At 71.8% G+C, this 21,230-nt stretch carries 18 protein-coding genes and 1 tRNA gene; 11 read left to right on the top strand and 8 right to left on the bottom strand.

Annotated elements, in window-relative coordinates; genetic code table 11:
• Positions 1-22: 22 nt before the first annotated feature.
• The 4 genes from OG948_RS17725 to OG948_RS17710 all read left to right on the top strand — a co-directional run bounded on the left by OG948_RS17725 (position 23) and on the right by OG948_RS17710 (position 1,437).
• Entirely contained in the window at positions 23-211 is a 189-nt protein-coding gene (locus OG948_RS17725; protein ID WP_406297490.1) for a hypothetical protein, read from the top strand.
• Between the two features lie 113 nt (positions 212-324).
• The gene (locus tag OG948_RS17720) at positions 325-804 is read left to right on the top strand and encodes a tRNA adenosine deaminase-associated protein (RefSeq protein WP_406297489.1); all 480 of its coding nucleotides are present in this window, start codon (positions 325-327) and stop codon (positions 802-804) included.
• A 5-nt stretch (positions 805-809) separates the two neighbouring features.
• On the top strand, positions 810-1,340 hold the full coding sequence (gene tadA / locus OG948_RS17715; RefSeq protein WP_406297488.1) for a tRNA adenosine(34) deaminase TadA: 531 nt from the start codon (positions 810-812) through the stop codon (positions 1,338-1,340).
• 10 nt (positions 1,341-1,350) lie between these two features.
• Positions 1,351-1,437: transfer RNA gene (locus OG948_RS17710), tRNA-Ser, on the top strand.
• A 100-nt stretch (positions 1,438-1,537) separates the two neighbouring features.
• Here OG948_RS17710 and OG948_RS17705 read toward each other — a convergent pair.
• Entirely contained in the window at positions 1,538-1,945 is a 408-nt protein-coding gene (locus OG948_RS17705) for a MerR family transcriptional regulator (protein WP_406297487.1), read from the bottom strand.
• A gap of 49 nt (positions 1,946-1,994) precedes the next feature.
• Here OG948_RS17705 and OG948_RS17700 point away from each other — a divergent pair, with 49 nt between their 5' ends.
• Positions 1,995-2,879, top strand: coding sequence for an NAD(P)-dependent oxidoreductase (locus OG948_RS17700; RefSeq protein WP_406297486.1), 885 nt, complete (start codon positions 1,995-1,997; stop codon positions 2,877-2,879).
• A 96-nt stretch (positions 2,880-2,975) separates the two neighbouring features.
• On the opposite strand, the gene OG948_RS17695 is transcribed toward OG948_RS17700, so the two are convergent.
• Entirely contained in the window at positions 2,976-3,578 is a 603-nt protein-coding gene (locus OG948_RS17695) for a LytR C-terminal domain-containing protein (RefSeq protein WP_406297485.1), read from the bottom strand.
• A gap of 145 nt (positions 3,579-3,723) precedes the next feature.
• Positions 3,724-4,020 (bottom strand): type II toxin-antitoxin system VapB family antitoxin, encoded by a 297-nt coding sequence (locus OG948_RS17690; protein ID WP_395866557.1) that lies wholly within the window; start codon positions 4,018-4,020, stop codon positions 3,724-3,726.
• A 168-nt stretch (positions 4,021-4,188) separates the two neighbouring features.
• Between OG948_RS17690 and OG948_RS17685 the strand changes: the two genes are divergently transcribed.
• Positions 4,189-5,748, top strand: a complete 1,560-nt coding sequence (locus OG948_RS17685) for a helicase HerA-like domain-containing protein (protein ID WP_406297484.1) — start codon at positions 4,189-4,191, stop codon at positions 5,746-5,748.
• An 81-nt stretch (positions 5,749-5,829) separates the two neighbouring features.
• Here OG948_RS17685 and OG948_RS17680 read toward each other — a convergent pair whose 3' ends face one another.
• The 4 genes from OG948_RS17680 to OG948_RS17665 all read right to left on the bottom strand — a co-directional run bounded on the left by OG948_RS17680 (position 5,830) and on the right by OG948_RS17665 (position 12,836).
• On the bottom strand, positions 5,830-7,701 hold the full coding sequence (locus tag OG948_RS17680; protein ID WP_395866560.1) for an AAA family ATPase: 1,872 nt from the start codon (positions 7,699-7,701) through the stop codon (positions 5,830-5,832).
• A 77-nt stretch (positions 7,702-7,778) separates the two neighbouring features.
• A complete protein-coding gene (locus tag OG948_RS17675; protein WP_406300281.1) occupies positions 7,779-9,227 on the bottom strand; it encodes a DUF2201 family putative metallopeptidase in 1,449 nt (482 codons plus the stop codon).
• A 5-nt stretch (positions 9,228-9,232) separates the two neighbouring features.
• Positions 9,233-11,773 carry a hypothetical protein gene (locus OG948_RS17670; RefSeq protein ID WP_406297483.1) on the bottom strand — a complete coding sequence of 847 codons (2,541 nt, stop codon included), beginning with the start codon at positions 11,771-11,773 and terminating at the stop codon, positions 9,233-9,235.
• A 268-nt stretch (positions 11,774-12,041) separates the two neighbouring features.
• A complete protein-coding gene (locus OG948_RS17665; protein ID WP_406297482.1) occupies positions 12,042-12,836 on the bottom strand; it encodes an alpha/beta fold hydrolase in 795 nt (264 codons plus the stop codon).
• A 190-nt stretch (positions 12,837-13,026) separates the two neighbouring features.
• Between OG948_RS17665 and OG948_RS17660 the strand changes: the two genes are divergently transcribed.
• Complete coding sequence (locus tag OG948_RS17660; RefSeq protein ID WP_406297481.1) at positions 13,027-13,887, top strand: helix-turn-helix transcriptional regulator; 861 nt, start codon at positions 13,027-13,029, stop codon at positions 13,885-13,887.
• A 146-nt stretch (positions 13,888-14,033) separates the two neighbouring features.
• Here OG948_RS17660 and OG948_RS17655 read toward each other — a convergent pair whose 3' ends face one another.
• Positions 14,034-14,867, bottom strand: coding sequence for an isocitrate lyase/phosphoenolpyruvate mutase family protein (locus OG948_RS17655; protein WP_406297480.1), 834 nt, complete (start codon positions 14,865-14,867; stop codon positions 14,034-14,036).
• 258 nt (positions 14,868-15,125) lie between these two features.
• Between OG948_RS17655 and OG948_RS17650 the strand changes: the two genes are divergently transcribed.
• The 4 genes from OG948_RS17650 to OG948_RS17635 all read left to right on the top strand — a co-directional run bounded on the left by OG948_RS17650 (position 15,126) and on the right by OG948_RS17635 (position 21,216).
• A complete protein-coding gene (locus OG948_RS17650) occupies positions 15,126-16,505 on the top strand; it encodes an FAD-binding oxidoreductase (protein ID WP_406297479.1) in 1,380 nt (459 codons plus the stop codon).
• A 226-nt stretch (positions 16,506-16,731) separates the two neighbouring features.
• Complete coding sequence (locus tag OG948_RS17645) at positions 16,732-18,075, top strand: sensor histidine kinase (protein WP_406297478.1); 1,344 nt, start codon at positions 16,732-16,734, stop codon at positions 18,073-18,075.
• 206 nt (positions 18,076-18,281) lie between these two features.
• Complete coding sequence (locus OG948_RS17640) at positions 18,282-18,932, top strand: response regulator (protein ID WP_406297477.1); 651 nt, start codon at positions 18,282-18,284, stop codon at positions 18,930-18,932.
• 187 nt (positions 18,933-19,119) lie between these two features.
• Complete coding sequence (locus tag OG948_RS17635) at positions 19,120-21,216, top strand: protein kinase domain-containing protein (RefSeq protein WP_406297476.1); 2,097 nt, start codon at positions 19,120-19,122, stop codon at positions 21,214-21,216.
• Positions 21,217-21,230 lie beyond the last annotated feature (14 nt).

The following is a 21,230-nucleotide window of genomic DNA, read 5'->3' as shown; positions in this document are numbered from 1 at the left end:
TTTCGAGTCCTGGGGCGTGGTGATGGAGAGTCGGGAACCTCGAACGACGACGGCGCAGCGTCGCGAGGAGGAGGCGGCGCGCCGGCGGCGCCGCACGCTCTTCCTGCGCGAACTGGCCGAGGCGCGCGAGTTGCGAGCCCGCATCCAGCCGCGACGCGCGCGCAACGAGCGACTACGACAGATGATGCGGATGCGTACGTTCCGTTACTGAATGCGACGGATCCTCGATCGTCTCGGCGACCTTGTTCGTCAACGTGCGCCAATTCCCGTCGTCGTGGTCCGGTATCTGCCACGATGCGAGGGACAACGCCGAAGCGAACGATCTTGGAGAGTCCCGTGGCGTACTTCGCCGCAGTGCTCGTACGTACAGACGAGCAGTGGGAGGCCCGTGAAGCCGACCTCGACGATGTCGAGGACTCGGCGGGGATGACCGCGCTGGCACGGTCGGCGGCGGTGGACGACGAACCGGTGCTTCTGTTCGTCGAACAGGAGGACACCTGGTTCGCGGTCGTCCGAGTGGACGGTGAGGAGGACCCGCGCATCTACGTCTCCGACGTGGCCGCGGTCTCCCGCAGCGCCTACGCGGACGCGTTGCTGACGGCCGACGTGCTGGACGGTCTGGAGGAGGACGACGAGGCCGTGCTGCCGCCCGGCCCCGCGGGCGACGAGACGGTGCTCGTGGACCTGGGGGTGTCGGCCCAGTTGCTGGCCGACCTCGCGGGCGAGGCGGGTCTTCCCGCGGACGCGATCGCGGTGATAGCGGAACGTCTGGGCTGCGCGGACGAGTTGGAGACGGTCCGCTGAGCACGATGCCCCCGCCGGTGCCCGAGCCCCCGTTCGACCCCGCGCTTCGTCGGTACGAGCCCGCCATGCGGCTGGCCCTGGCCGAGGCGGCCCTGGCGGTCGACACCGGGGATGTGCCGGTGGGGTGCGTGGTGCTCGGCCCGGACGGCGCGGTGCTCGGCCGCGGCCGCAACGAACGCGAGGCGCACGGCGACCCGACGGCCCACGCGGAGATCCTCGCCCTGCGCGAGGCCGCCAAGGCCGTCGGGGAATGGCGGCTGTCCGGCTGCACCCTGGTGGTCACCCTGGAGCCCTGCACGATGTGCGCGGGCGCGATCGTGCTGGCCCGGGTGGACCGGGTGGTCTTCGGCGCCTGGGACCCCAAGGCCGGCGCCGCGGGCTCGCTGTGGGACGTGCTGCGCGACCGGGGCCTGAACCACCGCCCCGAGGTGGTCGGCGGCGTCGCGGTGGCGGACTGCACCGCCGTCCTGCGCGACTTTTTCACCCACACCCGCTCTCCGGAATCCGGTTACGAAGCACAGCCCGGCATCCGGTAAGCTCTCTCTCGGTAGCGTGTCCGAGTGGCCTAAGGAGCACGCCTCGAAAGCGTGTGATGGTGCAAGCTATCCGTGGGTTCAAATCCCACCGCTACCGCTCTTGAGCAGGACATACGAAGGACCCGACCGCACGCGGTCGGGTCCTTCGTCGTTCGTGGTCTCGGTTTTGCTCTCGGTTCGTCTTCGCGGGCCTTCGTTCAGGCGGGGACGGGCTCCAGGTCGGCGCCGTCGAAGGGTGGGTAGCTCTCGTCGCCCGTTCGCTCGGCCGCGTCGATGTAGGCGGCGAGCGCGTCGCGGGACTGGGCGAGTCGGTCCATCTGATCCTCCAGGCGCCGCAGCCGGGACCGCATCGCGGTCAGCAGTTCCATACACCCGGGCAGCTCCGGGGCCTCGCCGACCGCGCAGGGCAGCAGGTACGCGATGTCCTCGGAGGACAGACCGGCGCCGAGCAGGTGTCGGATCTGCTTCACCCGCAGCAGGGCGTTCTCGTCGTACTCGCGGTAGCCGTTCGCGCGGCGGTCCGCCTCCAGCAGGCCCTGGGCCTCGTAGTAGCGCAGTTGATGGGCGTGGACGCCCGTGCGACGACTCAGTTCGCCGATCCGCATCAAAACCTCACTTGACCTTCACACCGGTATCAACGTTGACGATGCTGCCATGAACAACGAAACCGCTACCCCCGTGACCGTCATCGGACTCGGCCTGATGGGCCGGGCACTCGCCGGCGCGTTCCTGAAGGCCGGCCATCCCACCACCGTGTGGAACCGTACGACCGCCAAGGCCGACTCGTTGGTGGCCGAGGGTGCCCGCTTGGCGCCGACCGTGGGCGACGCGCTCGGGGCGGGCCCCCTGACGATCGTCTGCGTCACCGACTACCAGGCCATGTACGAGCTGCTCGGGGCGGACGAGGCCGCGTTGCGCGGCACGATGTTGATCAACCTCACCTCGGGCGACTCGGCCCAGGCCCGGGAGGCCGCCCGGTGGGCCGAGTCGCGTGGTGCCCGATACCTGGACGGCGCCATCATGGCCATCCCGTCGGGGATCGGGACCGCCGAGGCGATGATTTTGCACAGCGGGCCGCAGGCGGACTTCGAGGCGCACGAGACGACGCTCGGGGTGCTCGGCACGGTCACCCACCTGGGCGCGGACCACGGGCTGGCGTCCCTGTACGACGTGGCCGGTCTGGCCATGATGTGGGCCGTCCTGAACGCCTGGCTCCAGGGCACCGCGATGCTCGGGACGGCCGGTGTCGACGCCGCGACGTACGCGCCGTTCGCGCGCCAGATGGCCGCCGGAGTGGCCGAATGGCTGCCCGGGTACGCCGAGCAGATCGACCGCGGCTCCTTTCCGGCCGAGGTGTCGGCCCTGGAGACCGACGCGCGGGCGATGACCCACCTGATCGAGGAGAGCGAGGCGCTGGGTGTCAACGCCGAGCTGCCGAGGTTGTTCAAGGCGATGGCCGACCGCTCGATCGCCGCCGGACACGGCGGGGAGCAGTATCCCGTGCTGATCGAAGAGTTCGGCAAGCCCGGCAACGGCTGACCGACACCGGCCCCGGCGCGCCGCTGCCGCCCTCGTCGGGTGCGGGGCGGCAGCGGGTGAGGCCCCCGGACGGGGCCTTCGGGTGGCTTCGGGTGGTCAGCAGCCCGGCGGGGCGCTCGCGGGCGGCGGGGGCGGCGGGGCCAGGATCGCGGCGGCCTGCTCCGCGGTGGCCAGGTCGGTCCACCCGTCACCGATCACCAGGTCGACCGAGCCGTCGGTGCGCTGGTCCTCCTTGTCGGTGCTCGCCGCCACCTGGGCCGCGACCACCTTCGCCGGGGTGGCGCCGGGGAAGCCGTGGCGGATCTCGGCGGTCGCGGCGATCGGCTGGTTCAGCGGGTCGTTGGTCACCTTGCCGATGGTGAAGCCGCGTACCTTGAGCGCGTCGGAGACGGTCTTGGCCAGGCCCGTGCGCTTGGTCGCGTTGTAGACGTTCACCGTGATCGTCTTGGGCTCGGGAAGCGCCTCGGGCGGGGCGCTCGGCGGGGCCGAGGCCGTCGGGGACGGGCAGGCGGCGGCCTTGGCGTCCTTGTCGTCGGACGTGAAGTGGTACACGCCCCAGCCGGCCGTGGCCAGTACCACCAGCCCGACCACGATCGCGATGACGACGGGCATGCGTCGCCTGCGCCGCGTCATGCGCGGATACAGCTTGCCAGTGATCTTGTACTGGCCTCCCATGCCGCGGGGAGTGAGCATGCTCATCGGTGTGCCCCCGTCCTCCTCCTGCACGGCATGGCCGTGATCCCGGTCGCCATGGAGTCGAGGTTAGCGCCGACCTGGCGCCTTGCGTATCGGGGCAGGGCCGTACGCGCGACGACCACCTGATCGGGCCGCCGAGGTTGCGCGCTCAGCCGAGTTCGAGCACGCGCGCGTGCAACACCTGGCGCTGTTGTAGGGCGGCCCGGACCGCGCGATGGAGTCCGTCCTCCAGGTACAGGTCGCCCTCCCATTTCACGACGTGCGCGAAGAGATCGCCGTAGAAGGTCGAGTCCTCGGCGAGCAGCGTGTCGAGGTCGAGTTGCCGCTTCGTCGTGATGAGTTGGTCCAGACGCACGGGCCGCGGGGCGATGTCGGCCCATTGCCGGGCACCCGACCTCCCGTGGTCCGGGTACGGTTTGCCGTCACCGATCCGCTTGAAGATCACAGGCTCAGCCTACCGGGATCGAGGTCCCCGAACCCCCACCCGGCGCCGATGAGAGGGAGGGAGGGTGCGGATCGGGCCGGCTCGGATGGCCGATCGGCCGGGGCAATCGGGATATTTCTTGTCCTATCGGTGTATTCGTCTTTCGCATCTCGGCGAGCGGAGGAGCGCATGAGCGAGCAGGACGACACGATCGCGACCATCGCGGCGGGGTACACCTTCACCGGACCCGCGCTGGAACTGGGCGCGGCCGTCGTCGAGGGCGTCGCGCACGCGCAGGCTCCGGTGCGCGTCCCGCTCGCGGTGCTCAATCGACACGGCCTGGTCGCGGGCGCGACCGGCACCGGCAAGACCAAGACGCTGCAACTGATCGCGGAGCAACTGTCCGCACAGGGCGTGCCGGTCTTCCTCGCCGACATCAAGGGCGACCTCTCCGGCATCTCCGAGCCGGGCGAGCCGAGCGACCGGACCGCCGCGCGCGCGGCGGAGGTCGGCCAGGACTGGCAACCCGCCGGATGCCCGGCCGAGTTCTACGCGCTCGGCGGGATCGGGCCGGGAGTGCCGATCCGGGCCACCATCACCGACTTCGGGCCGACCCTGCTGGCCAAGGTGCTGGACCTGAACGAGACGCAGGAGTCCTCGCTCGGCCTGATCTTCCACTTCGCCGATCAGCGGGGGCTGGAACTGGTCGATCTCAAGGACCTGCGCGCGGTGATCCAGTACCTGACGGACGATCAGGGCAAGGCCGAGCTCAAGGCGATCGGCGGGCTGTCCGCCGCCACCGCCGGGGTGATCCTGCGCGCGCTGATCACGTTGGACAACAACGGCGGCGGGGCGTTCTTCGGCGAACCGGACTTCGACACCGCCGATCTGCTGCGCACCACCCCCGACGGGCACGGCCTGGTCTCGGTGCTCGAACTCGCCGCGGTGCAGGACAAGCCGCAGTTGTTCTCCACGTTCCTGATGTGGCTGCTCGCCGACCTGTTCCACGATCTGCCGGAGGTCGGCGACCCGGATCGGCCGCGCCTGGTGTTCTTCTTCGACGAGGCGCACCTGCTGTTCACCGGCGCCTCGAAGGCGTTCCTGACCGCGATCACCCAGACCGTACGGCTGATCCGGTCGAAGGGGGTGGGCATTTTCTTCGTCACCCAGACACCGCGGGACGTGCCCGGCGACGTGTTGTCCCAGTTGGGCAACCGGGTGCAACACGCGCTGCGCGCGTTCACTCCCGAGGACGCCAAGGCGCTCAAGGCCACCGTGTCCACGTTCCCGCGTTCGGGTTACGACCTGGACGCGGTGCTGACCCAGGCGGGCACCGGCGAGGCCGTGGTCACCGTGCTCGGCGAGAAGGGCGCGCCGACGCCGGTGGCCTGGACCCGGCTGCGGGCCCCGGCGTCGTTGATGGCGCCGATCCCGGCGGAGGCCATGCGGGCGGCCGTCGACGGATCGCCGCTGTTCGCAAAGTACGGCACGGCGGTCGATCGGGAGTCGGCGTACGAGAAGCTGACGGCAGCTCAGGCGCCGCCGGCCGAGCCGGAGTCGGCGGCGCCCGAACCGGCGGCCGAGTCCGAGCCGGAGAGCCGGCGCGGGCGTGGGGAGAAGCCCAAGTCCGGGATGGTCGACCAGGTGATGGGCAACTCGGCGGTGAAGTCCATGCTGCGCTCGGTGGGCACCCAGATCGGCCGGGAGATCACCCGCAGCCTGTTCGGCACCGCCCGCCGCAAGCGCTGACGGGCGGGCCGGGGCTCGGCCGATCCCGCTTCTCGGGACCGCTTTTCCGCGACCGCAGCTCCGGGACCGTTGCTCCCGGGTCTACTTCCTCGGCATCTTCGCGAACGCCTCGATCCAGAACCGCTGCTTGTCCACGGACTGGCCGACCAGGTAGCTCGAGCGCAGCTTGGGCGGCAGGCCGGCCAGCAACTGCGCCACGGTGTCCAGGTGTTCGCGGAGCTGGCTCAACTCGGCGTTGGCCAGTACCTGGTGCACGATGTCGGTGTCGTCGGTGCCCTCGCCCGACTCCTCGTTGGCCGCCTCCAACCGCCGCACCCACTCGGCCAGATTGGCCGAGATGTCACCCAGGCCGGTGGCCGGGTTCTCCGCGAAGCGGGCCTCCAGCGCGTTCAGCGGCACCGGCGCGTACTCGCCGTCGCCGAGGTAGACCTTGGCCATCTCCAACGGCAGATCGCGCTTGTGCAGCTTGATCAACCGCTCCAGGGTGCGCTTGGTGATCCAGTCCCGGCCCTCGTCGTCGATGTCGTTCTTCCACCACTCCAGGACCGTCTCGGCGACCGGGCCGTAGGTGCTGATCAACCACTCGTTGGCCGGGATGTCCTCGGGACGGATGGTCAGCGACGCGGTGAACCGGGTCGCCTGCGCGATGTTGTTGCGCGAGACGAGCATTTTGCGGCCGAGGTGGTACGGCGGGTTCTGCAACGCGATCTGCGCGCGCAGGCCGGGGATCGGGCGGCCCGCGATGGACCACTCCTGGGTGACCTCCATCAGCTTGGCGAAGGTCGACTTGTCCTTGGGCCGGTTGTACTCGTCCCAGACGATCACCTTGGCGCCGGGATCGGTGAACTTGGCCGCGAGCAGGTTCTCCAGCGAGCCGTCCGGGGTGGGCACCGGCGCGCACAGGTCCTCGACGTTGGTCACCGGCAGGGAGAAGTAGAGCGGGTCGTGGCCGAGCTCGGCGCGCACCACGTCGCGCACCACCTCGGTCTTGCCGCACCCGGGCGGGCCCTGGATCAGCACCGACCAGCGGCGGTGGATCGCCTCGCGGACGATCCGGCGCACCGCGTCCGGTGTCTGGTCGGGGTTGCGCACGTTCAGGCCCGCGGCGATCCGGTCGAGCACCTCGTCGGTGCGGTCCGGGCCGGGCGAGCCGTCCTTCTTGGTCTCGGTCAGCGCGAGCCGGTCGCCGTTGACCAACGGCAACCCCCACACCAGCGGGAAGCCGGCCAGCGCGCAGTCGATCACATGCTCCAGGGTGCGCGGGGACACCAGTTGGCGCAGTGCCGGGGACAGGCTCGTCCAGACCTGGAACACCGGGGTCAGGTCGGTGCCGGCGAAGCGCTCGGCGAGCTTGAACCGCCACGCGGTGTCGGTCGCGGTGATCTTGACCGTGACCATCCGGTCCAGGATGGCCAGGTCGGTGCGCCGGGTCGCGGTCTCGGCCAGCGACTCGTTGTCGGTGAGGAAGACACCCACACAGCCCAGTTCGCGCAGGTCGTGTTCGCCGAGTGTCCAGTTGCAGGCTATTTGCATCAGTTGCGACTGGATCGTCTCGCCCGCCTGCAACGCGTCGTCGATCAGCAGCACGAACCGCTTCCCGGGCCGTAGTTGACGCATGATCAACTGACGCAGCACCAGTTCGCCGGTGCGCTCGTCCCGGACGGGCGCGTTGATCAGCAGATCGTCGGGGGTCAGGTTGGCGGCGGGTACGAAGACCAGGACCGTGTCGTCGTGCCGGTCGGGGATGTGGCTGAAGAACGTCGCCGTCTTGCCGATTCCGTGCTCGCCGAAGATCTGGCCGGTCTGGCCGAGGTCGATCATCGCGTCGATGAACTCCTCCAGCTTGGACACGCCCTTCCAGCCCTTGGGGCGTTCGGGGTAGGTGGCGGTGGCCTTCCACTTGGGCTCGGCCGCGGGGCGTCCGGCGCGCGTGGTGTCGGCGGTGATCGTCATGGTTCCTTCCGGGTGCTGCGCACGGCGTGCTGCGGAGGGCTCTTCGGCGAGGCGCGTCGGCATCGACGGACCCCGGATCAGTGGTCGCCGGTGACGACGCGATGACAGTCCATGGGCGGGTGGTGCCGCTCCGGCCAGTCGTCCCCGCCCTCGGTGATCAACCAGATCCATTTGTCCGGGTCGGCGGGGGTGATCGGCGGCGCGTAACCGTCGGTGAGCATCACCACCGCGTCGACCGATTCCTCGAAGCGGCCCGATCCCTCGATCGCCAGTCGGCCCTCGACGTAGTCGGCCACGTTCTGGAAGTTGGTGCCGCCGCCGCCCAGCACCCGCTCGCCCGGCTTGAACGGCATCACGGTGCCGTCGAAGCTGAGCCAGTGCGTCTCGACGCCGTCGGCCTTGCCGACCAGCTCGGTCAGCCAGCTCACCACCTGGTCGGGCATCGAACCCGAGGTGTCGTAGGCGATCACCACGACCTTGGTGCGCTCCAGGCCGCGCCGGGCGAGCATCGGGTCGTGGCCGAGGGCGGCGAGCAGCGCGCCGCGCTTCTTCGGATAGACCAGGCGTTCGCCCTCGCGCAGCTTGGACGCCAGGACGTCCACCAGCCACTGCTGCCACCACTCGACCCGGCGGGTGCGCTGGGTCTCGCCGCGCAGGAAGCCCGCGCCCAGATCGCCCCACAGCTTGGAGGCCCGGTCGGTGGCGCCGTCGGTGCGCGCGAGCAGGTCGAGCAGCTCCTGTCGGGCCAGCCGCTCGCCTCGACGGGCGGCGAGCAGGACGCTGCGCAGCACCTCCGAGGCCACCCGGCCGACCGTCTCGCCGTCCATGCCGTCGTTGTTTCCGGTGCCCTCGCCCAGGATCACGTGCACGCACAGCGGGGGCGGCACCGGCGGGTACTTCATCCGCTTGAGCTCGGCGTAGACCGTCGCGTCGGTGTCCACGAAGTCGTCGTAGGACAGCGCCTCCAGGCCCTGGTCGGTGAGGTCCTCGACGTACGAGCGGTGGACCTTGCGCGGGTCGACGCCGGTGGGGTCCTCGATCGAGGCGCCGGTGTCCGGGTCGGTCCGGCGCAGGATCGGCAGCGTGCTGCGGCCCAGACGGGTCATCGCGACGTGGTTGATGGTCACCTCGGCCGCGAGCGTGAACACCGGGTCGGCACGCAGCTCGGACTCGGCGAACAGGTGTCGCTGGATCAGGTGCCGGGCCTCGTGGAAGAGCACGAACTTCACGCCGTCCAGGCCCAGATCGCAGAAGAACTGCGGGTTGTACAGGAGCAGGCAGGTGCCGTCGCCGGAGGCCATCACGGCCGCGGTGTCGATCGCGGTGGTCGGGATGTGGTGGTGGCACTTGGTGTACAACCACGAGGCGATGACCGACAGTTCCATGCCGAAGTCGAGCAGCGCCTCTTCCTTGAGCTTGCGGGCCCGCGCGATCACCTCGTCGTCGGCCGGTCGCCAGGCCTCCAGCGCCCGACGGTCGGTCAGGCTCACGATCGGCGCCTGCGGGGCGCGTTCGCCGTACGCCACGTTCGTCACCTCCCCTCGGTGTCGTTCGATGATCCCAGTGCCGACCGACAGCCGCTCGGCCGGTCCGGGGCGCCGCCGGCGGCCGCCGACGAGGTCGCGGCCAGTTCGATCAGGGTCGGCTCCACGTCGCCCCGGGCCAAATGTGCGGCGACCACCCACGCCCGGGTATCGGTGCCCAGGTGTTCGCGCAGGTGCCTGGCCACCACCCGGGCCAGCCGCGGCCAACCGGGCGCGGCGTCGAGCACCTCGACGGCGGGTGTCTCGGCGAGGTGGCGCTCGACGGTCAGCGCGCCGCTGTCGAACAGTCCGATCAGGTGCGGCCGGTACGGGTGGGTCCGACCGGGCGCGCCGGCGGGCACGTCGTGGTGTGGCGAAAGGTGACGTCCGGTCGGGTCTCGCTCGGCCACGGCCCGGGCGAACGGCTCGCTCACGTCGGGGCGTCGGCCGAGCGCGCCGCGGATCCACGCGCACAACCGGCCGGCCCGCACGGCTTCGGTCAGGGCCGGCCAGTCCGGGGCGGGATCGATCAGGGCGGCGGTGAGCTCCGCCTTGGGCAGCGGGCTGTGCTGTTCCCACTCCCGGACCGACTCCAGCGCGCGCAGGCTCGTCTCGGCCGACTCGGCGAGCGCGACGCGCAGCGGGTCCGTGCGTCCGGTGTGCAACGCGGCGGTGATCTCCGGATCCTCGGGCAGCGTCACGAGCGCCGGCACGCCCGAGGTCTCGGCCAGGCGCAGCGCGGCGTGCAGGCGCAGCACCCGGCCGGCGAGCGTGCGCGCGTCTTGGGTGCGGATGCTCGTGCGGTCGAGGGGTGGGTCGTCGCGCAGCGCGAGCGCGCGCAGCAGCCCCGGATCGCGGGCCGCGAGCAGGGTGCGCAGCAGGACCGGATCGTCGGTGGACAGCAGGTCCTGACGCAGTGTCGGGTCCAACTCCGGCGCGGCGAGCACGAGTCGGCGCTGCGCGTCGGTCGCGCGTGAGTTGCGGTACACGGCGGCCGTGATCGCCGGGTCGGCGTGGCCGGCGAGTCGGTCCAGGATGGCGCGCGGGGTGTGCGGGTTGCCCGCGAGCACGCGCAGGGTGATCGGGCCGCCGATCCCGGCGAGCCGCTCGGCGAGGAACGCGGGCAGCGTCCCGGTGCCGGCGAGCGGGGCAAGGTGGGCGTCGTCGAGGAAGGCGGTGGCGTCGTCGGCGGTGCCGGCCAGATCGATCAGGACGGTGTAGGCCCAGGCGGCTTGGCGTCCGGGGCGGGGGAGGGGTGTGGGGGTGGGTGCGGCGGCGGCTGCCGTCGCTGCCCTTTGTGTTTTCGTTTCTGCTGTCGCTGTCGCTGTCGCTTCGGCTTCGGCGAACAGGTCGTGGACCGGCGCGTTCAGAGTGGGCAGTGCGGTGTACAGGGCCGGCCACAGCGCCGGTCCGGTGCGGTCCAGGTGTGCGCGCAGCGTCCGGCCGAGCACGTACGCGAGTTCGGCCTGGTTCGCGACGGCCGACACCGGGCCTTGGTCGAGCGCGGTGAGCAACAGCCGGGCCGGGCGTACCGCGAGCAGTTCGCCGAGGTCGGCGGCGCTCGTCGCGAGCCGGCGCAGCAGCACGGTCTTGGTCCGGCTGTCACTGCCCTCGGCGACGCACGCGGCCAGCAGTTCGGCCGGCGGTACCGGGATCACCTCGATCGTCTGCGGGTACTTCCCGGTGAACTCCACGAGCAGTTCCGAGGGGCAGCGCGGGTGCTCGGCGAACGCGGCCACGGCGTGCCACGGCAGCGGTTCGGCCCGATGCGCGGCGGCGACCGCGGACCAGTCCGGGATCGGCACGCCGGCCACCACGCTCCGGGCCCGACCGACGGTGGTCGTGCCGCGTGCCCGGCGTACCAGCGTTTCGGGGGAGAGTTCCTTCGCCAGGTACTTCGGGAGACCTCGGAGCATGTGCGCGCCGCCGAGTTCGCGCTGCAGCGCGGGAGACAGGTCTGCCGGCAGCGGGTGTCGGGTCAGCCGGGACACGGTGCGCAGCCGGGCGGTCTGCCCGGCCTTCAGGAGGGTGATCCTGGCCGCGAGCGCGGCGAGCGGTTCGGGGTTCGGGTGGGCGAGCAGGGCCCACAGGGCGAGGTCGGGGTCGCGCGCCCACAGGGCGGGTTCGAGGTGGGCGTGGTGGGTGGTGGTGGTCAGCTCGGTACGCAGCGAGGGGTCCAGCGGGACCAGTGCGTCGGCGGGGGCGCCGGGGCGGTGCGCCCGTTGGCTCAGGATCGCGCGGCGCAGGCCGGCCCACTCGCTCTCCCGGTACAGGGTCGCGTTGAGCTCGGGATCGTCGCGTTCGAGCAGCCGCAGCAGCAGTTCGGGGTTGCCGGGTGTGCCGGGTGGCCGGCCCTTCCCGTGTCGTCCGACCAGGCCGGCCGCGACGCCGTGGCGCAGTCGGTACGCGATCAGCGGCGGAGGTGTCGCACGTCGGGCCCGAGGCCCGGTGTCGGGTGATTCTGGCGCCGGGGCCCCGAGCCGGTCGATCAGCTCGGCGCCGACCTCGGGGCCGGTATGCCACAGCAGATCGTGCACCGCGTCGCCCATGTCGTCACCCCCGTCGCCCGGTCGGTCCGGGTTTCACATTGTGGGTCGCGGCGGGCTGTGGGGTCAGCGGGTTTTCCCGCGATCGGCCCGGCGGCGAGATGTCCGAGGGCGGATCGGGCCGGCGTCCGGCCGCGCGGGCGGCCCCGACCGGGTGGTCGACCGAAGTGGACCACCCGGCTCGGCGGGAGCGGACTCGGATACCTCGCGGAGCGGGCTCGGATACCTCACCGGGCGGGCTCGGACGCGTCGTGGGGCGGGCTCGGTCGTGTCACGCGGCGGAGACGAAGTCGCGTACGCGCGCGACGAACTCCTCCTGCTTCTCGAACATCACCACGTGCCCCGAGTCGATCTCGACGTAGGCGCTGTGCGCGATCGCGGCGTGCAGCGTGCGGCTGTGCTCCACCGGCACGGTGGCGTCCTGGAGGCAGCCGACGACCAGCGTGCGGGCCTGGATCCGGGGCAGCAGCGGACGGATGTCGGCGGTGAGGTCGTAGTCCACGTGCCGCAGGGTGCCCGGCGTGGGCGGCATGTTCGGCAACATCGCCTCCACGGCGTCGCGACCGATCGTGTTCAGGAAGCCTCGGCTGAAGCCGGTCATCGTCACGGTCCGGGAGAACGCCTCGGCGTCGCTGCGACCCAGCCGCTTCCACACGGTGAACAGGTTGCGCAGGTATTCGTCGCTGTCGACGTGCGCCCACCCGGCCACCAGGATCAGTCGGCGGACCAGGTCCGGGCGCAGTGCGGCGACGGCCGCGGCCACGGTCGAACCCATCGAGAAGCCGAGCAGGTCCACCGGACCGAGGCCGGCGTCCTCGATCACCGCGATCACCTGGCCGGCCAGGATCTCGACGGTGAGCGCGCCGCCGTCGTCGGTGGTGGCGTCGGTGCCGGACAGGTCGGGCGCGATCACCACCCGCTCGTCGTCGAGCAGCGGAACGGTCGAACCCCAGTTCACCGGGGCGCCCACGGATCCGGTGCCGTGGACGAGCAGCAGCGCGGGGCCGGAACCGCTGCCGGAGGTGGTGTAGTGGACCTTGGCGTCGGCGACCTGGACGACGGGCATGGCGTGCTCCCTGTGGACCGACCCGAACCACCCGACCCGCGAATCCGCAGGTCCGGGCACTTCGAGTGACGTGGTGCCGGGGCGTTTCCCCCGACACCCGGAACTCTGCCGCCGCCCGCACCGGCCCGGGAGAGCCCCGCCGACCCTGGGATCGACAGTCCCAGGTTGGGACGCGGGCGGGTGCGCGACCATGATTCGTATGACGATCGCTCGCGGTGAACTCGCCGACTTCCTGCGCCGCTCCCGGGAGCGGGTCTCTCCCGAGGACGTGGGCCTGCCCGCCGGCCCTCGGCGCCGTACTCCGGGGCTGCGCCGGGAGGAGGTGGCCGGGCTCGCGGGCATGTCGGCGGACTACTACATCCGCCTGGAGCAGGCCCGCGGCCCGCAGCCGTCGACCCAGATGCTCGGTGCGCTGGCCCGGGCGTTGCGGCTGAGCGACGACGAGCGGGATCACCTGTACCTGCTGGCCGGCCATCGCCCGCCGGCGGCGCGTCCGGTCGGCGACGAGGTCGCGCCGGCGTTGCTGCACCTGCTCGACCAGTTGCAGGCCACACCGGCCCAGGTGCTCAACGACATCGGTGACGTGCTGGCACAGAACGCGATGGCGCAGGCGCTGCTGGGCGGGGTGTGTACGGTCTCCGAGCACGGTCGCAACGTGGTCTGGCGCTGGTTCGGCGACACCGCCCAGCGCGCCGCGTACCCGGCCGAGGAACACGACTACTACAGCCGCCTGCACGTCGCCGACCTGCGCGCCGCCGCGGCGCATCGGCCGGACGACCCCACCGTGAACCACCTGGTGGCGCGGCTGCGCGCGGCCAGTGCGGACTTCGCCGAACTGTGGGACCGGCACGAGGTCGCGGTGCGTCGGCACAGTCGGATGCGGGTCCTGCACGGCGTGCTGGGGCCGGTGGAGGTGGATTGCCAGGTGCTGATCACCCCGGAGGACAACCGGCGGGTGGTGCTGTACGTCCCGCCGCCGGGCAGCGATCTGGCCGACCGGCTGGCCCTGCTGCGCCGGCCGGCGGGTAGCGACACGTTGGCCTTCACCTAGGCCCTGTCCGGCGGACAGGGCCTAGACGATGCGGGTGCCTGGCGGGCTCCGGTGCCCGCGGCGGGCTCGGGCGGCCGGAGGATGCGGGAGGCGGACCGCCGGCGTAACGGCCCCGATGAGGCGGTACGCCGGCGGTCGGGGTGTGATCAGCGGGCCAGGAGGGCGTTCAGGTCGCCGTAGGGGATCGTGTCGGTGAGCGAGCTGTACGTGCCGGTCTCGAACAGTTCGCGGGCCGAGCGGCGGACCACGGCGTAGGCGGCCTCGGCGATGGCCGAGCCGAGGCTGACCCGGGCCACGCCGAGCTTGCCGAGTTCGGCGACGGCGGGTGCGCCGGGGCCGACCAGCACGTTCAGCGGGGCGGGCAGGGTCTCGGCGAGGGTGGCCACGGTGGTCGGGTCGGTGACGCCGGGGACGAAGATGCCGTCGGCGCCGGCCGCGAGATAGGCGGTCGCCCGGTCGAGCGTCTCGCGCAGTCGCTCGTCCGGGCCGTCGCCGACACCGCGGAGGTAGGTGTCCAGCCGGGCGTTGATGAACAGCGGTACGCCCGCCGCGTCCGCGGCGGCCCGCGCGGCGGCGATCCGCTCGGCCTGGTCGACCGGCGTCCGCAGCGGTACGGAACCGGTGTGCAGCGCGTCCTCCAGGTTGACCCCGACGGCGCCCGCGGCCAGCACCCCGCGAATGGTCTCGGCGACGCCTTCCGGGTCCTCGCCGAAGCCGCTCTCGATGTCGGCGGTGACCGGGACGTCGACCGCGGCCACCACACGCGCGATCAGTTCGAGGGCCCGTTCGCGGCCGAGCCGATCGCCGTCGGCCGCGCCCAGGCCCCAGGCGACCCCGGCGCTGGTGGTGGCGACCGCGCTCGCTCCGGCGTCGGCCACGAGCCGGGCGCCGGCCGCGTCCCAGACGTTGGCGAGGGCGAGGGGTGCGGCACTGGTGTGCAGTGCACGGAAGGTCAAGGCGGTGTCACGCAGACTCGTCATGGCCCCACTCCATCACCCGCCCACCGATCGGGCCGGCGGTTTTGCGCCGGCATCACCGGCCGATCGGTGCCGGCCCCGGCGCGGTGCGGAATTGCGCCGCCGTGCGCTCGGCGAGAGGCTGGATGGGTAAGCCCTGCGGCGTTCGGCCGGCCTGCAGGCCACGGCGACGCCGGGGTAGTGGCGCATGATTGCTTACCGAGGGTCGGCCGGGGCAAGGCCGGGCGGGTTTGCGGTCCGCGTCCCGTCAGGGAGATGCTCATGGACGGCAACACCCTCGAAGACATGCGCGGCGCGCTGCGCGGCCCGGTCATCGATCCACAGGACCCCGACTACGACCCGGCACGCCGGATCTACAACGCGATGATCGATCGGCACCCGGCCGCGATCGTGCGGTGCGCGGACGCGGGGGACGTGATGGCAGCGGTCGACTTCGTCCGCGAGCACGACCTCGAACTCGCGGTCCGCGGCGGCGGGCACAGCGGTGGTGGCCTGTGCGTGGTCGACGACGCGGTGACGCTGGATCTGACGCCGATGCGCTGGGTACGCGTGGACCCCGTGGCCCGGACGGCCCGGGTCGGCGGCGGCAGTCTGCTCGCCGACCTCGACCACGCCACGCACGCCTTCGGGTTGGGCATACCCGCCGGGATCATGTCCACGACCGGCGTCGGGGGCCTGACCCTCGGCGGCGGGCACGGCCACCTCACCCGCAAGTACGGCCTGACGATGGACAGTCTGGTGGCCGCGGACGTGGTGCTGGCGGACGGCAGTTTCCTGACCGCGAGCGAGTCCGAGCACCCGGACCTGTTCTGGGCCCTGCGCGGCGGCGGCGGCAACTTCGGCATCGTCACCTCGTTCCGCTTCCGCCTGCACCCGGTGGACACCGTGGTCGTCGGGGTCACCCTGTGGCCGGTCGAGCGCGCCCGCGAAGTGCTGCGCTGGTACCGCGAGTTCCTGCCGCAGGCGGCCGATGACCTGAACGGGTTCTTCGCGGCGCTCACGGTCCCGCCGGGTCCGCCGTTCCCGGAGGAGATCCACGGCCGCAAGATGTGCGGCGTCGTGTGGTGCTGGACCGGGGACCCGGAGGCCGCCGAGGAGACCCTCGCACCGGTCCGCGAACCGGGCCCGCCCGCCTTCCACTTCACCGCGCCGATGCCCTACCCCGCGTTGCAGAGCATGTTCGACGAACTGATGCCCGCCGGTCTGCAGTGGTACTGGCGCGGCGACTTCTTCGACGCGATCTCGGACGACGCGATCGACGTACACGCCAAGCACGCGGAGAACCTGCCCACCGCGCTGTCCACGATGCACCTCTACCCGGTCGACGGGGCCGCCCATCGGGTCGACGCCGAGGACACCGCGTGGGGTTACCGGGACGCCCAGTGGTCCGGCGTGATCGCCGGCATCGATCCGGACCCGGCCAACGCCGAGACCGTCCGGCGGTGGTGCGTCGACTACTGGCAGGACCTGCACCCGCACTCGATGGGCGGTGCGTACGTCAACTTCATCGGCGCGGACGAGAGCCGTGACCGGGTGGAGGCGACGTATGGCGACCACTACGAGCGGCTGGGCGGGATCAAGCACAGGTACGACCCGCACAACCTGTTCCACGCCAACCAGAACATCAAGCCGGCGGGCTGAGGTATCGAGCCGGCTGAGGCAACGGGCCGACCGGCCGAGGTATCGAATCGGCTGACGTATCGAGCCGACCCGCTGAGGTATCGAGCCGGCTGATCCAGGCGGACCGCCGGTGGTCGGCTTCGTGCCTCGTGCGTCGGCGGGGCCGGTCGCGTGTGGGGGTGTGCCCTACCCTCGGCGTCGGGAATGCCGGGTGGGCGTGGTCGTTCGGGGTGGGCAGGATGGGCTCATGACCGAGTCGACCGCATCCTTCGAGCCGGCGGCCACTCCGGCGGTGGCCGGCCCGGTGCCACCCGCCCCGGCCGCGGCCGGCCGCGGTGCCGGGCGGTTCGGCCGGCAACTGGGCTTTCTGCTCTCCGGGTTGCCGATCGGACTGGCGGCGTTCGTCGTCGTACTGGCCGGATTCGCGGTGGGAGTGGTGACCTTCGCGGTCCTGCTCGGCGTACCGATCCTGGTCGCGACGCTCGCGGCGGCACGGCATTTCGCCGAGATGGAGCGCCGGCGGGTGGCGGCGGTCACCGGCCGGGTGTTGCCGCCACACGCCTACCGGGAGCCGGCGGGCGAGGGGTTCAAGGCCGGGCTGCGCGCGCTGCGCGACCCGCAGTCCTGGCGGGACCTGGCACACGCACTGGTGTCGTTCCCGCTGCGCGTGGTGAGTTTCTGTCTCGCGGTGACCTGGACGGTGGGTGGCCTCGGCGAACTGCTCTACGTCGTGTGGTCGTGGTCGATTCCGCGCGACCCGGACAACACGGGACTGCTGGACCTGATGTTCGGCATCTCCTCGCGAGTGGCCGACATCGCCTTCAACACCGGGATCGGCGTGTTGTTGCTCGCCACGGCGGTGCCGCTGGTGCGCGCGCTCGTGGCGGTCCGGGCCGGGCTCGCACGTGGGCTGTTGACCGACGAGACGGCCGCCTTGCAGGCTCGGACCGAACAACTCGCGCTCGGACGCCGCAGCGCGGTCGCGGCGGAGGCGCAGACGCTGCGCCGACTGGAACGGGACCTGCACGACGGCCCGCAGCAGCGCCTGGTGCGGCTCACCATGGACCTGGAGACGGTGGCGCGTCGGCTGGACGACGATCCGGATCGGGCCAGGCCGTTGGTGGCCGAGATGATCTCGCAGAGCCACGAGGCGTTGTCCGAACTGCGCGCCCTCTCCCGCGGGATCGCGCCGCCGATCCTGGCCGACCGGGGCCTGGCCCCGGCGCTGACCGCGGCGGCGGCGCGTTGTCCGATCCCGGTCGAGCTGACCACCGACCTGCCCCGGGGGCGACGGTTCGCCGCGGCGGTGGAGAACACCGCGTACTTCGTGGTCACCGAGGCCCTGACCAACGTCGCCAAGCACGCCCGCGCCGGCCACTGCGAGGTGACGGTGACGGTGGACGAACGAGCCCTGTTCGTAAGCGTCCGCGACGACGGGTGCGGCGGGGCACACCCCGGCAAGGGGCACGGCCTGGCCGGCCTGATCGACCGACTGGCCGCGGTCGAGGGCCGACTGGACGTGCACAGCCCGCCGGGCGGACCGACCACGCTCTCCGCCGAGATCCCCCTGAGCGGAGTCGGGGAACACTGACCGGGGAGCATCGACACGAGTGGTCGCGACCGGGGATCGGGCGGTCGGGCCGGTCGATCCCCGGCACGGCCGGGGTCTTGTCGGGTGGAGTCCGGGAACGTTGATCGGGGAGCATCGACACGAGTGGTCGCGACCGATGATCGGGTGATCGGGCGGGTCGCCCCCGGCACGGCCGGGATCTTGTCGAGTGGAGCGGGGGAGCATTGATGCGGGTGGTGTTGGCCGAGGACTCGATGTTGCTGCGGGAGGGCCTGGTCCGGCTGCTCGAGGAGATCGGCGCCGAGGTGGTCGCGGCGGTCGGCGACGGTCCCGCGCTGGTCGAGGCGGTCACCGCGCATCGCCCGGATGTCGCCGTGGTCGACGTGCGGATGCCGCCGACCTTCACCGACGAGGGCCTGCGCGCGGCCCTGCAGATCCGCCGCGAAGTACCCGGCACCGCGATCCTGGTCCTGTCCCAGTACGTCGAGGAGTCCTACGCCGAGGACCTGCTCGCCGACGGCGGCGGCGTCGGCTATCTGCTCAAGGACCGCGTCTCCCGCCTCGACGACCTCTCCGACGCCCTGACTCGCGTCGCGGCCGGCGGCACCGTCCTCGACTCCGAGGTCGTCTCCGCCCTCTTCACCCGCCGCCACCGCCGCGACCCGCTGGCCGCCCTCACCCCCCGCGAACGCGAAGTCCTCGCCCTCATGGCCGAAGGCCACCGCAACAGCGCCATCGGCCGAACCCTGTCCCTCACCCCCGGCACCGTCGAGAAACACATCACCGCCATCTTCGACAAACTCTCCCTCCCCCCGTCCCCCACCAACCACCGCCGAGTCCTGGCAGTCCTGACCTGGCTCCGTACGACGAACACCTGAGCCACGCAAGCGGGGTGCGACGGACCGAGTGAGGGGATCCCGGCGGACCATGGGGGTGCGGTGCGATGAAATGATCGCCTGCCGGGGGTGGTTCGGTCTTCTTGGATGCCTTGGATGCCTTGGATGCCCTGGCAGACTGCGCGTCGCCGACGGGCGGGAACGCTGGAGCCTAGTGGGGGAACGAGGCATGTGGGGTTCGGGCACGGTGCTGGACGGCCGGTACGCACTCGCCGAGTTGCTGGGCGGCGGGGCCATGGGCGAGGTGTGGCGGGCCGAGGACCGCGTGCTCGAACGGTCGGTCGCGGTGAAGATCCTGCTGCCCGCGCTGTTGGCCGATGCCAAGTTCGCCGAGCGGTTTCGGCGTGAGGCGAAGGTCTTGGCCGCGCTCGACCATCCCGGCATCGTCGATGTGCACGACTACGGGGAGAGCGGGTCGGATCCGCGCGTCGCGTACATCGTCATGGAGCTCGTCGGTGGTCGCCCGCTGGACGTGGTCCTGGCCGACAGCGATGCCGAGGAGATGCCCGTCGATCGGGTGCTCGGCATTGCCGCCCAGGCATTGGACGCACTGCACGCGGCACATCTGCGCGACATCGTGCACCGGGACGTCAAACCGTCCAACCTGATGATCGGCGCCGACGATCGGGTGACCGTCACCGACTTCGGGATCGCGCAGTCCACGGCCGACACCAGGCTCACCGCGTCGCACTCGGTGCTCGGCACGGCTCGGTACATAGCTCCCGAGCAGGCCCGGGGGAGCGGTGCGGTGCCGGCGTCCGACCAGTACGCGATCGGCGTCGTCTGTTACGAACTCATCGCCGGGAAAGCGCTGTTCACCGGTGACGCGGTGTTCGAGGTGGTGCTCAAGCACATCAGGGACCCGGCGCCGGAGTTGTCGGAGGAGTTCCCCGAGGCGGTTCGCGCCTTCGTCGCGAAGGCGTTGGCCAAGGAGCCGCAGGATCGATACGCCGAGGCGGCGGCGATGGCGGTGGCGGCTCGCGCGGCGATGACGGGTGGGTCGGCGGCCGCGGTGCCGGCCGTCGGTGCCGCGGCGGTGAGCGGGGTGGCTGGGAGCGGGGAGTTCGAGAGTGGGGCGGTCGGCGGTGGAAGTGCCGGTGCCGGTGCCGCGAGCAAGGGTCTCGAGGTCGACCCGACTTGGAGTGACGAGGCGACCGACGAGGGGGACGCGGAGGGCAATTCGGCGGAGCAGGTCACGCCGGTGCAACAGGTCCCGCCCACGGCCGAGCCCTCGACATCCGACGCCGTTCCCGACGCCGTTCCGGAGACTGCTCCGGACGCTGTTCGGGAGACTGCTCCCGACGCCGTTTCCGGAGTGGTTCCCGATGTCGTTCCCATCGACGCGAAGCCTTCGACACCCGCGCCATCGGCCGCCGACACCCCCGACGCGACAGCGCCCCCCGCGAACGCCGGGTCCTGGAAGCGGCACGGCATCGGCGCCGCGCTCCTGGTCCTGGGTGTCATGGCCGGCGTCGTCGCCACCGTTCTGTACGTCAAGCCCTTCGGCGGCGGGTCCGACCCGAGCCACAACACCCCGAACGCGAAACCGGTCGCATCCGGAAACCAGGTCCCGGCCGGTGCGCAGGGCGATCCGGGCGCAACGTCGGTGCCGCCCACGGGAGCCGCCGGCACCCCGAGTACGAACGCCTCCGGCACTCAGGCGCCGGGCACCGCACAGGGCGGGACCGGCGCATCCCAGGGCAACGGCAGCACGAGCGGCGCCGTACCGCCCCCCGGGCCCGGCAACGGCGGCGCCAACGGCTCCGCGTCCGGTGGCGCCGGGTCGCCCGGCGGCGGAGGCAACAGCGGCGGCAACCAACAGAAGCCGCCCGCGTCCACTCCGCCCCCGGCCCAGAACATCCCCCAGGGCTGCGGCGGCGACCGCTGGGGCGCCATCACCAACGTCGCCGACGGTCAACGGATCGGCCTCGTCGCCGACGGTCCGGGCGGCGGCAAGGAGGTGGTCATGGGCGGCCACACGCAATACGGCTGGGTGCACACGGTCTCCACCTGGGACACCTTCAGCACCTGCAGCCTCAGCGGCCCCGCCCTCGGCCAGCCGTACGGCAACGCCGAACGTCCCGAACTCGCCGTCGGCTTCGGCCACTCCACCAACTGGCGGCTCGCCGGGGCCCCCACCGCGGGCGCGGTCTACATCAAGGACTACATGGGCCAGAACTGTCTGACCAACAACGGTGCGGGCAAGGCCCTCTCGGTCGTCGCCTGCACCCCCGGCAACAAGTACCAACAGTGGCGGATCCCGTAGCGACCCCGGTCCAC

Source organism: Embleya sp. NBC_00888, from assembly GCF_045207655.1.
Lineage (GTDB): Bacteria > Actinomycetota > Actinomycetes > Streptomycetales > Streptomycetaceae > Embleya.
Note: the sequence above shows the minus strand (reverse complement) of the source record. Positions and strands in the feature narration are given on the sequence as shown.